The organism is Deltaproteobacteria bacterium (assembly GCA_030654105.1).
GTDB lineage: Bacteria > Desulfobacterota > SM23-61 > SM23-61 > SM23-61 > JAHJQK01.
The window spans coordinates 1-12,290 of sequence record JAURYC010000247.1; the positions used below are offsets into that span (position 1 = coordinate 1).

The following is a 12,290-nucleotide window of genomic DNA, read 5'->3' on the forward strand; positions in this document are numbered from 1 at the left end:
TATATTGCAGCGCAGGAGATAGGTAAGGTATTTTTTAATATTATCATAAATCCACCTGCCCCGCTCAATGGCATTCACTATCGTGGCAAAGTTATCATCGCTCAGGACCATATCCGCTGCTTCTTTGGTCACCTCGGTTCCTGTAATCCCCATGGCAATGCCGATGTCGGCCTGTTTGAGGGCCGGAGCATCGTTGACTCCGTCGCCGGTCATGGCCACGACTTCCCCTTGTTTCTTCCAGGCCTTTACGATCTTTAATTTATCCGAAGGGGAGACTCGAGCATAAACCGTGACCTGACAAACAATCTTCTCAAACTCCTCATCGCTCATCTTTTCCAGTTCTTCTCCGGTGAGCACCTTGTCGCCGTCCTTGTAAAATCCGATCTCCTTGGCCACGGCCACGGCCGTAAGCTTGTGGTCGCCTGTAATCATAATGGGTTTAATGCCCACTTGCCTGCATACCTTGGTGGCCTCGACCACTTCATCCCGCGGGGGATCCATCATACCCACCAGGCCCAAAAAGGTTAAATCCTTTTCAATCATATCCTCGCTGTAGGCAATGCCATCGGGAAGATCCCGATATGCGACCCCCAGAACCCGCAAGGCCCCTTGGGTCATCCCTTCATTGGCCCGTAAGATCTCCGCTCTTTCCTCTTCCTTCAAGGTTCTCCCATCCCCATCCTCAAGGATCTTCGTGCTTTTTTCCAGGATAACCTCCGGAGCTCCCTTCAGAAAAGCGACCTTTTTCCCATCGGGCATTTGATGGATGGTCGTCATTCTTTTCCTCTCGGAACTAAAAGGAATTTCCTCAATCCTGGGGTTCTCCAGCTTGATCTCATGGATCGAAAGTCCGGCTTTGGCTGCGGCTACAACCAGGGCCCCCTCGGTGGGATCTCCTTTGATCAACCATTTTCCGTCCTGCTGATGAAGGTGGGCGTCGCTGCATAAAATCCCTGCCTGCAAAAGCATTCGTAAGGAGTTGCTCTTGGTGATTTCCACTGGATCTGATCCTTTAAACTCACCCACGGGGTCATAACCAATTCCGCTCACCTCCACCATTTTGCCCCTGGCGAAGATCTTCCTGATGGTCATCTCTCCTTTGGTGAGGGTCCCGGTCTTATCAGAGCAGATCACTGTGGTGCATCCCAAAGTCTCGACCGCGGGCATTTTTCTTATGAGGGCATTTTTTTGGGCCATCTGATGCATCCCGATGGCCAGGGCTCCTGTCACAATGGCTGCCAGCGCCTCAGGAACTGCTGCTACAGCGAGGGCCACAGTAAACATCACCATGGTGATGATGAATTGCAGGTCTATTTTGCCCCAGATCGCTTCCCTGAAGATGCTGATTCCGGCAACCAGTATACAGATCGACACGGCGACGATGCCCAGCCATTTTCCGATCTCTGCCGTTCTCTTTTCCAGAGGAGTTTTCTCAACCTCCACACTCGTAACTTCCTCGGCGATTTTGCCAAATTCTGTATTCATACCGGTGGAAGTGACGACTGCTTTCCCTCGCCCATAAGTAACGGTGGTCCCGGTGAAGATCATGTTTTTGCGATCGCTGACCCGCACCTCTTCAGATGAAGGCTGAATATTTTTGCTCACTGGCACGGACTCCCCTGTTAGCGGAGCTTCATCGCATCTCAATGAATGGCTTTCCACCAGGCGGGCGTCGGCCGGGATCTTATCTCCCGCTTCCAGGAGCATTATGTCTCCGGGGACAAGTTCTTTCGAGGGAATATCCGCTTCCCGCCCTCCTCTTAAAACGGTAATGGTTGGAGAAAGCATCTTCTTCAAAGCATCCAGGGCCCGCTCGGCGCGGTACTCCTGAATAAACCCCAGGACTGCGCAAAAGGAGACGATCACGGCGATGATGGCTGCATCCACCAGCCCCCCGATCAGCGCCGAAAGCCCAATGGCCACGAGAAGGATGATGATCAGGATATTCTTGAACTGGTTGAAGAAGAGAGTTAAGGGCGAAACTTTCTCTTCCTTTTTCAATTCATTATAGCCATACTTTTCAAGGCGGTTCTTAGCTTCCTCCTCCGTCAATCCCCGATGGGCATCCGTATCCATTTCCGTTAAAACCTTATCGACTTCCATCGAATGCCAAGCTGTTTTTGTCATACCTTCCCCCTGCGTTTTATGAGTAATCATGAACCACAATATCTTCCAAAATTGATAAAATAGTTTACTGCACTACCTTTTCTGTTCCTTTTCATCTTGCTCTTTTTTCCTTAAGCGCCTATTTCACTGAACCATTAACCTACGAAGAAATCATACATCCATAATGTTTTTATATTCCCCTGACTACCGGATCCTTACGGCAGAAAAAGGCAACTTCGGAATACGCAAGGGAAATAAATTAGCCACAGAGGGCACAGAGAGCACAGAGTTTTTAAAACCATGAATAAGAAAAAGTAAAGGATAAATGTCAAGTGACTAAAGATGAAAAAGGGAATTCCTAAACAATGGACTTAAAGCAAAAAAACAAGGAAGGAAGGCATGATCTGAAGCGATCTTAAGAAAATGCCCTCCTTCCATTAGGTCGGATTATGGCCTGTAGGTTTTAGTAAAACCCCATTCCCCTAATCAAAATTTAGGAGCCGGGAAAATTATACCGCCGAAGATGAGATAGGCCAGGAGGAGCGTCCAGAAGATGTTGAAGAGCTGCGCTCCCAAAAAAGCCGCCGCCGGCCTTCCCCCGCCCATCTTGAACAAATCAACGAAACGAGTCTCAAGCCCGATACAGGTAAAGGCCAGGGCAAACCACCAGGTTCTCAATGTTCCCAGCTGCCCCTTTACGACCCCGACGGTCTTGGGATCCAGCACGAAAGAGAAAATGAGCGATGCCACCATGAATCCGAGGACAAACTTTGGAAAGCGAAACCAAATTTCGATTGCCCCTGGTCTCTCTCCGGGCGCTGCCTTTTTAAAGGTCCAGACGATGGCCAGAATGAAAGCGGCGAACCCGATCAGCACGTTCTGGGACATCTTGACGATGACCCCGATCTTCATAGCCGCTTCGCTCACCAGGGCCCCGGCAGCCACCACGGAGCCGCTCGTATCCAGAGTCCCTCCCATCCAGGCCCCGCCTACCATATGATTCATGTCGGTTGCTTTGATAATCCAGGGCATGATCACCATCATGGGCACGGCGCAAACCAGGATAATAGAAGTCACATAGCTCAGCTTCTTCGGGTCCCCTTTAACTGCGCCCGCGGTGGCGATGGCCGCGGAAACACCGCAGATGGAGACTCCGCTGGCCAGAATGGCGGAAAACTCTTCATCCACTTTCATCTTCCGGGCTAACCAGTAGCAGACATACCAGACCACTCCGACGACCAGGAGACCCTGGATAATCCCGTACCCTCCGGCCTGGATGATCTCCCCGAACAGGATCCCCGATCCCAGAATCACCAACCCGATCTTGATGTAATATTCGGTCCTGGCGGCGGCCATTAGCCATTTGGGGGTTCCGAATACGTTGCTGATAATCAACCCGATCAAAAGGCACCAGAGGACGTACTCCAGCCCATAGTAAAAAATCGTGTAATTCCCTGCCAGGAACTGGGCGATGAAGGTGATAATGAAAATGACCGGGAACCCGGCGATGAACTTCCCGATTTCCAGCTTCATGGCCGCGGCGCCGATCGTGGCCAGGATCCAGAAAAAAATCAGGATATAGAAAGCTGCCAGGATATTTTCCCCGGCAAAGACTTTGTCCAGGAGGTTCCCCGCCTCTCCCCGCACGCTTCGAACGAGGGGGGCCACCTTCTTTTTGAGCCCCTCATCCTTCGCCTTCTTGGCAACCTCATCCAATTTCTTGATAGCCTCGCCCACGGCTTTCCGGTTTTGGGAGTCCGCGGCGGATTTCAGGGCCACCATCTGTTCCTGAAGCGCCTGTTCGCCCTTTTGCCCAGCCTCCTCGGCCAGCTTTTCCACCACGGGCATCCGCTCAGCCATAAAGGAAGCAAATTCTCCATCCGTCGTCCATTTGAACTTGACACCCGTCAACTTCAGGCCCGCCAGGGATAAAACGATAATCAGGAACCCGATCCAAACGGCAAGCCACTCATCTTTCTTCCACAGCGAAGACCAATCGATTCCTTTGTTTGCCATTTTCCCCCTCCCCTTTGTGAAGAACTTGGAAAATTATAATTATCTTGGGCATTAAAAGACTTCCATCTTTAAAACTTTCACCAATTAGTTTTTTTGATCACCTCCCTTTTTTAAAAAAAATATGAAAAATGAAATTGATGGTTATCTGGAGAAAAATCCCCTGCTTTTTTCTCTCTCCCCCTCCCCCCCAAAAAAAAGACCGGCCAAGAAAAAGCGGAGAAATTATACCACCATAATGAAAAACTGCAATAAATAATTTCCTGAAAGGTATCACTATAGCTGTTTGAAAACCATCCCAAACAAAGTAATTTTTAAGGCCGTCATTCCTGCGGGAGCTCCGCACTTGATTCGGGGAATCCAGTTTAAATATGTTTATAGTTTTCTGCTTCCGTAGGGACGGAGTCTGGATTACCGCTTGCGCGGGAATAACCCAACGAATAAACGACAAAAGATTGTTTTCAAAGAGCTAACCTGTTACCCTGAAAGAAAATTCCTGATTGTCGAGAATGGATCGCGGTCCGGGTTCTTTTAAAAATTTTCTTTCTTTTTTTTTGACATGGAATTATGATGTAATAAAAAATTGTACGCCACAGAAGGTTTGAGAAACTTGGCCTTACGCCTCTTCATCCTTTTTGGCAAGCCTGAGGGTCATTTTTTTCGAGGACGAGATGGACTACAAAAGCACGCTGAATTTGCCCCAAACCCCTTTCCCCATGAAAGCCAACCTTCCGCAGAAGGAGCCCCAGATTCTAAAAAAATGGGAAGAAGGTCGAGTTTATCAGCAACTGAGGGAAATCGCCAAAGACCGGCCCAAGTATATCCTCCATGACGGCCCCCCTTACGCCAATGGCCACATTCACACCGGCACGGCCTTGAATAAGATCCTCAAAGACTTTATTGTCAAATCCAAAAACATGGCTGGGTTCAACGGAGAATACGTTCCCGGATGGGACTGTCATGGTCTCCCCATCGAGCATCAGGTAGATAAAGAGTTAGGAAGTAAAAAAGCTTCATACTCCATCATCGAGAAAAGAAAGCTCTGCCGGGAATTCGCTTCCAATTTCATAGACATCCAGCGCCAGGAATTTAAACGCCTGGGAGTCATGGGAGAATGGGAAAATCCTTACCTGACGATGAGCTATGACTATGAAGCAACCATCGCCCGCGAATTCGGCCGCTTCGTCGGCAAAGGCTCTGTCTACCGGGGGAAAAAACCAGTTTACTGGTGTGCCTCCTGCGAGACCGCTCTGGCTGAGGCGGAAGTGGGATATGAAGATCATACCTCCCCATCGATTACCGTTAAGTTTGCGGCTACCTCGGATTTCAGCCAGACCTTTCCGACGTTGCGGGGGAAAAAAGTTTTTGTTCTCATATGGACGACGACTCCCTGGACCATCCCAGCGAACCTGGCCATCGCCTTCCATCCGGATTATTTTTATGTTGCCGCTGAAGTAAACGGTGAAGTGTGGATTTTAGCGGAAGCACTCCTCGAACAGGTAATGTCCAAAGCGGGAAAAACCCATTACAAAATCCTGGAAAAATTTCCGGGCAAGGCGGTTGAGGGTCTCAAATGCCGCCATCCCCTGTATGAGCGTGAATCGATCCTCATTTTGGCCAACTATATTACCCTGGACACAGGCACGGGATGTGTGCACACCGCTCCCGGCCACGGACAGGAAGACTACGAATCAGGTTTAAAATATAACCTACCCATCTATTCTCCCGTGGACAATCAAGGGTGTTTTACTTCCGACGTCCAATTTTTCGCCGGAAAGTTTGTCTTTGATGCCAATGAAGCAGTGATCCAAAAACTGGCTGAAGTTGGCGCCCAGATCCATTCTGAGTCTTACGTCCACTCGTATCCCAACTGCTGGCGCTGCAAGAACCCCATCATCTTCCGGGCCACAGAACAATGGTTTATCTCCATGGAAAAAAATGGCCTGCGCCAGAAGGCGTTGGAGGCCATCGATCACGTGACTTGGATCCCCCGGTGGGGGCGGGATCGGATCTACGGCATGATCCAAAATCGTCCGGATTGGTGTATCTCTCGCCAGCGGGCCTGGGGTGTTCCCATCGTGGCTTTTACCTGTTCATCCTGCCATCAACTCCTGGTAGAAGAACGCATCGTCGAGTACGTTTCTGGTTTGTTTGTGAAAGGGGGAGCGGACATCTGGTTCGAACTTCCGGCTAAGGAATTGTTGCCACCGGGAACGCGCTGTCCCCAATGCCAGGGAGAAGAATTCTCCAAAGAAACGGATATCCTGGATGTTTGGTTTGATTCCGGAGTGAGCTATGCCGCCGTTTGCGAGAAGCGCAGAAACTTAAAGTCGCCGGCCGATATGTACCTGGAAGGTAGCGACCAACACCGGGGATGGTTTCACAGTTCCCTCCTGGCCTCGGTGGGAACCCGCGGGCAGGCACCTTACCATTCCGTCCTAACTCACGGGTTTGTGGTGGATGGTGAAGGAAGGAAAATGTCCAAGTCTTTCGGAAATGTCATCGCTCCCGAGGAGGTCATCAATCGTTACGGAGCGGAGATCCTCCGTCTTTGGGTAGCAGCCGAAGATTATCGCGATGACATCCGCATCTCGCAAGAGATTCTTTCGCGGCTCTCTGAGGCTTACCGACGCATCCGCAATACCTGCCGTTTCCTGCTCGGGAACCTCTATGATTTCAACCCCCAGAAGGATGCGGTTCCGGACAGCCAACTTTGGGACCTGGACCGCTGGATTCTTTTGCGCTTACAAAGGTTGATCTCCCGTTTGAGAGAGGCTTATGCCAATTTTGAGTTTCATATCGTCTTCCATTCCCTACACAATTTCTGCGCTGTAGATTTAGGCGCTCTTTACCTGGACATTCTGAAAGACCGCCTCTATACATCCCCTGCTTCCTCCCGGCAACGTCGGGCTGCCCAGACTGCCCTGTTCAAAATCCTGGATGCTCTCGTTCGCCTTATGGCCACGATCCTTTCCTATACTGCCGAAGAAGTTTGGGAACAACTTCCGAAAACCAAGGATCGCCCCGCAAGCGTACATTTTAATCTTTTTCCGGAAGTTGAATCCCAGTACATCGACGGCAAACTCGAAGAACGCTGGGACCTTCTCCTGAAAGTGCGCGCAGAAGTCTCTAAAGCCCTGGAGATTGCCAGAAAGAACAAGTTGATCGGTAATTCCCTGGAAGCGGCTGTCACGCTTAATTCGCCAGAAAAACTCCTTTCCTTTCTGCAAGAGAATGAAGCGCAGCTTAAGGATCTCTTCATTGTCTCCCAGGTAGCCCTCGTCGATGTTCCCCCCGCCGGAGCCCAAAAAAGCACGGAGGTGGAGGGGCTAAACATCCTCATCCGCAGGGCAGCAGGCAAAAAATGCGAACGTTGCTGGGTTTATGATCCGAAGGTGGGAGAAAGTGCCGACCACCCAACAGTCTGTCCCCGCTGCCGGACAGCCCTCTCAGCCATCGGGTCCGGGGGAAAATCTTGAACCCGAAATATCGCCTGACGGTCATCATCGGCAGTATCGTCCTGATTCTTGACCAAGTGACTAAGGTTCTGGTCCATGGCCAGATGGCCCTTTACCAGTCAATCGAGATTGTGCCCAATTTCTTCCACCTCACTTACCTGAGGAACACCGGAGCAGCTTTTGGCTTTTTAGCGGGGAGCCGTTCTCCGCTAAGGATGGCCTTTTTCCTCCTGGTCTCGGCCGTAGCCATCGGGTGTATTTTTTATCTTCTGAAGAATCTTCGGCCGGGCCAGAATACTTTTGCCGCTAGCCTTTCCTTGATTCTCGGTGGGGCAATAGGAAATCTGATCGACCGTTTACGAATGGGTGAGGTCGTCGACTTTCTGGACTTCCATTGGTATACCCTTCACTGGCCTGCTTTTAACGTGGCAGATTCGGCGATTACCATCGGAGTCATTCTGCTTTTCATCCAAATGATCCGCAAAAAATCTTTTGCAAATCCGAAATCGAAATCCGAAATCCGAAATCTTAGCCGATATGTATCCCATTTTAGTAAAAATTGGCGATTTTACTCTCCACACCTACGGCGTTTTGTTGGCCATTGGATTTCTTTTGGCCGTCGTCCTGGCTCTCAAGGAAGCCCGCCGCATCGGCATCGACCCCAATTTGATAATGGACCTGTCGTTTTACATCCTGATTGCCGCCTTATTGGGTTCCCGACTCTTCTACGTGCTCGGAAACTTAGAAGAGTTCCGGGACAACCCTATCGACGCGATCAAATTCTGGCGAGGGGGATTGGTCTTTTACGGTGGGTTGATCTTTGCTTTTTTGACGGGTCTTTGGTATATGCGCCAGCATCATTTGAATTTTCGGCAACTGGCGGACCTGATGACCCCCTCCATCGCCATTGGTCAGGCCTTGGGGAGGCTGGGCTGTTTTTTTGCAGGCTGATGCTACGGATTACCCACGGGGGTCCCGTGGGCCTGTACCTTCAGGGACCAAAACAGCTTAGCCCCGCTTGGCGTCTCCCTGCACCCCACGCAGCTTTATGAATCTGCTGCGATGTTGGCCATTTTCTTCGCCTTAATTTTCATGCGCAGGGCAAATCGTTTTCAGGGGCGTCTCTTTTGGTTTTACCTGCTTTTCTATTCTGCAGCCCGTTTCATCATCGAGTTTTACCGCGCGGATCCCCGCGGCTGGGCAATCGAAGGAGTCCTCTCCACCTCCCAAACCATCGGCATCCCCGCTGCCCTCCTGGCCCTTTTCATGCTCATAAAACGGTGAGTTGGGAGGTGGGAGTGGTACGGGTTTTTCCGCCTACGCCCTACACCCGACACCCTATCCCTTTTCCCCAGGGTATCTTAAACCCTTTCGATCTTAAAGAAAACCGGCCGGGCGCCGTCGCTGCAGCAGGAATAGGTCAATCCTTCTTTCTTGACCCAGGGGTAATTCCCGCCAAAGCGCAGGCCGGTTACCGCCGGATAGATGTCATGCCAGGCCCAGGTACAAAAGCCGGCGGGCATTGCTCCTGACTCGTCCACCCTGAATTCCTGCCCCACTTCCAGCCGGTCGCAGTAAGCGGCCATCTCTTCGGCCAAATCCGGCAAGGGTTTGCCGTATACCTCTTTGGCACTCAGCTTCTGCAACACCGTAATTTTTAGCGGATGCCTTTTAGCCATCTTCTTTTTCCTCCTTTCTCTTCTATGAGGTTCTCAAAATGCCTAAAGTTGAAAATGTGGATTTCCAATTCGATCAAGTCAAAATAAAGAGTTACACCCTACACCCTTCGCCCTATCCTTTCTTCCAATTTACTTTCTTCTGCCGGAGATGATCTTCCAAAATCCCTTCTATGAATTCCGAAAAGTTCACACCCCGATCCATGGCCATTTTGCCCAGGGCCAGCATCATCTTCCCGGGAATTTCCAATGGAACTGTGCGGTAGTTCTGGCGGTGCTTTTTTTCATACCAGGCTTCAATCGCCTGCATCTGGGCCGCTTTTTCTTCGGGCGTTAGCTCCTTTTGAGCATACCATCCGGAAATTTCTTTTTCCTTCATTTTGCGCTCCATTCTTTCCCCCTATCGTCCGCCGGTCTCGGAAGTGGCTTTCCCCATGCGACCATAATAGAAATTGCAGGGCGGGGATCCCTGGTAAAGGGCGGCTGCCGGATTATGTCCGAGGCGGCGGTCTTTCACAATCAGGGTGGTAACCGGTGCTTTCGACATCCGGGTAAACGAGATATCATGACCCAGGCAAAGCCCAACGATTACGTTCAGATCAGTTTTTTCTTCATTCAAAATCAAGGCCTGGGCGATGTTATTACAGATGGTTTCAAAAGTAAACATCCGTACCTTCTCATCTTCGGCAATTCCAATCTCCCCTTTTTCGATGGCTCCCACTTTACAGTTGACTTGTACGGTATCGAACCCGCGGGAGCGAAAAATATGGCTCAACTCCTTGGCTTCCCCGATGCAGCCGATACAGTGGGCAAATCCGATTTTCTTGTATCTCATCATCTTACAGAACATGATCAACTCTTCCACCCGGGTCAATTTCATGTTGATTTCGGTACCCCCGGGAGGCGTCTGGGAAGACATCCCTTCCAGCCGCGCGCCGCTTAATTGCATTTGGCGGTGGAAAGGATCCTTCAAGTAGAGGTCTCTGGCCTTTTTGACTATATCTGGATAATTCTTGGTGGGGCAGTTCGCCGGGCCTTTCAAGATGTCGGCCGGGCCTTTGGGCCAGCAGGCCATCACCGTGCAGGAATCGCAGCTTGGCGGCCGGCGCCTCGTTGGGACCTTCAAGGGCGGAATGTGTTTCGAATACTTGACCTTAACATTTTTTTTACCCATGACACCCTCTTTCCTTCTTGCTGAAGTCTGCTTAGGCTTTTGGCAGGTTTATTTACCCAATATAGAAGAAAATATAACCAAAGGACTTTCTTCTGTCAATTTATTCTTTGGCGATCTTGGAAAAAGTGAAAAAAGGGGCATGATTGGAGGTAAAAAAGGGCGGATCTCGCCTCAGGATGGGTGCGATGGCAGGATGACGCTTGAATTCTTTGTCTAAAAATTGCCGAACTAAATTTCTGTCCCATCCCTGAGGATGAAAAAAATTCATATAAAGAGATAGGTCACCTTCATAAAATCTTTCAGTGGTCAACTCTGAAGCCTCTTGGCTATAAACCGGTAAGTTAAATATGGCGAGGTTTAAGAAACGAATTTGCTCCCCATGTTTCACGGTGAAATCCAGAGTTTTTTGGGCCCCCGTCATTGTTTCCGCGGGGGTACCGAAAAGGAGATAGACGTAAGGGGCAATCCCTGCCCCGGCCAGGCTCTTTAAAGCTCGTGAAGCCATGTCCAGGTTGATCCCCTTCTGCAAGCGGTCGAGGACTCCCTGATCCCCGGACTCCAGCCCGAGCTGGAGCATAACGCATCCTGAATTTTTTAAGGCCCAACAAAAATCCGGATCCATAAGATGGGAGGTGATGCGGGCAAAACCATACCAAGGAACTCCAGGAGGATTCTCGGCGATTTTCTCCATCAGAGTCGGACGGAGGGCATTGTCCAAAAAATGGATCAGCACTGGCTTCATCTTCTTGGTGAGAACATGCAAGTCATAGATCACTTCTTCTACCGGGATAGAAATATGGGGATTCCCTTCGGCTTTTTCGGGACAGAACGAACACCGATTCCAGTAACACCCACTCGCCGAACTGAAAGGAAGAATGATTCCAGGCGCCATATATTCATCCAGGGGAAAGAAATCATAATCCGGCGTACATGGCCGGGCATTAAAATTTTCGGGAATCGCCTTCTGTTTATCCAGGAGAGAAAGTATCGGATATTCTCCCGGCCCGGCTACTATGAAGTCTACAAGACCCTGGAACGGATTTTGCCATTGCGGCTGCCTCATCCAGGAGGTTATTAGTCCCCCCCCTAAAATCACTTTCACTCTTGTAAAATTTTTTTTTAAGAATCCGATCATGGCGAAAGTACATAAGGCTTGGCTTAAATAATTCAGAGAAAATCCGATCATAGGGGAAGCGGCTTCTTCGAGAACCTGCACCATCCTTTCTTTAAAAAAGGGGTAGAAAGGATTTTGCTCAGGTTTTTCCGCTGCCTGAATCAGGTCTATGGATCTTGTCGGAGAAAGTTGGGGGTGCTGGTAATTGGCCAAACTCAGGCGAACATTTTGGGAGATCGCGGCCTGGGCTAAAAGCCGATTCAGATCTTCGACCGCTCTTTTGTAGCGGGCAAAATCATAATAGGGGGTCCAATTTTTTAGCGAGTTGAGATTAAGAGAAAGGTTACGCCAAGCGCGTCGGGTCCAAGGATCCAAAGAAGCCTTGAGGGAAGAGGAGGAAAACTTTTCCTGACTATGCAGAAGGCCAAGAAGACCTTCTAAATTGGCATCCCAAATTTTACATTTTATTCCCCATCGCTGGAGGAAACTATAGAGTTTGGCGATACCGGCAGGGGGTTCGCAAGGCTTGACTACGGGTGGGTGGACAAGAATCACGTTTTTCTGCTCGCATGGGGTGGAATCGGCATTGAAGACCCGCATCTTTGTTTAGGTCCTTTCTTTCACGCCGGGTCCTCTCTTAGGATTCAATATTTTTTAATCAGATTATAAGTCGATCACTTGGCCATCCTCCGCCCATTCCATTTCCAGGCTGTTAAGTTTTTGTAAAACGTCCTCGCTCATATGAGTCA

The 12,290-nt window shown here is 49.9% G+C and carries 7 protein-coding genes and 2 pseudogenes; 3 read left to right on the forward strand and 6 right to left on the reverse strand.

What is annotated here, in order from left to right; genetic code table 11:
* Together Q7V48_10395 and Q7V48_10400 are read right to left on the reverse strand one after the other, a co-directional pair.
* On the reverse strand, positions 1-2,127 hold a 2,127-nt coding region (locus tag Q7V48_10395; GenBank protein MDO9211139.1), incomplete at its 3' end, for an HAD-IC family P-type ATPase.
* Between the two features lie 465 nt (positions 2,128-2,592).
* Entirely contained in the window at positions 2,593-4,122 is a 1,530-nt protein-coding gene (locus tag Q7V48_10400; GenBank protein MDO9211140.1) for a putative sulfate exporter family transporter, read from the reverse strand.
* A gap of 668 nt (positions 4,123-4,790) precedes the next feature.
* On the opposite strand from Q7V48_10400, the gene ileS reads away from it, so the two are divergent.
* The 3 genes and pseudogenes from ileS to lgt all read left to right on the forward strand — a co-directional run bounded on the left by ileS (position 4,791) and on the right by lgt (position 8,861).
* Positions 4,791-7,598 carry an isoleucine--tRNA ligase gene (ileS, locus tag Q7V48_10405; protein MDO9211141.1) on the forward strand — a complete coding sequence of 936 codons (2,808 nt, stop codon included), beginning with the start codon at positions 4,791-4,793 and terminating at the stop codon, positions 7,596-7,598.
* Positions 7,595-8,065, forward strand: a pseudogene (lspA, locus tag Q7V48_10410) (signal peptidase II). Before ileS ends, lspA begins: the two are co-directional and overlap by 4 nt.
* Before the next feature lie 49 nt (positions 8,066-8,114).
* A pseudogene (gene lgt / locus Q7V48_10415) lies at positions 8,115-8,861 on the forward strand (prolipoprotein diacylglyceryl transferase).
* 77 nt (positions 8,862-8,938) lie between these two features.
* Here lgt and Q7V48_10420 read toward each other — a convergent pair.
* The 4 genes from Q7V48_10420 to Q7V48_10435 all read right to left on the reverse strand — a co-directional run bounded on the left by Q7V48_10420 (position 8,939) and on the right by Q7V48_10435 (position 12,141).
* A complete protein-coding gene (locus Q7V48_10420; GenBank protein MDO9211142.1) occupies positions 8,939-9,256 on the reverse strand; it encodes a TIGR04076 family protein in 318 nt (105 codons plus the stop codon).
* A 112-nt stretch (positions 9,257-9,368) separates the two neighbouring features.
* A complete protein-coding gene (locus Q7V48_10425; protein ID MDO9211143.1) occupies positions 9,369-9,644 on the reverse strand; it encodes a hypothetical protein in 276 nt (91 codons plus the stop codon).
* 9 nt (positions 9,645-9,653) lie between these two features.
* Complete coding sequence (locus Q7V48_10430) at positions 9,654-10,427, reverse strand: DUF1847 domain-containing protein (GenBank protein ID MDO9211144.1); 774 nt, start codon at positions 10,425-10,427, stop codon at positions 9,654-9,656.
* Between the two features lie 100 nt (positions 10,428-10,527).
* A complete protein-coding gene (locus tag Q7V48_10435; protein MDO9211145.1) occupies positions 10,528-12,141 on the reverse strand; it encodes a radical SAM protein in 1,614 nt (537 codons plus the stop codon).
* Between the last annotated feature and the right edge of the window lie 149 nt (positions 12,142-12,290).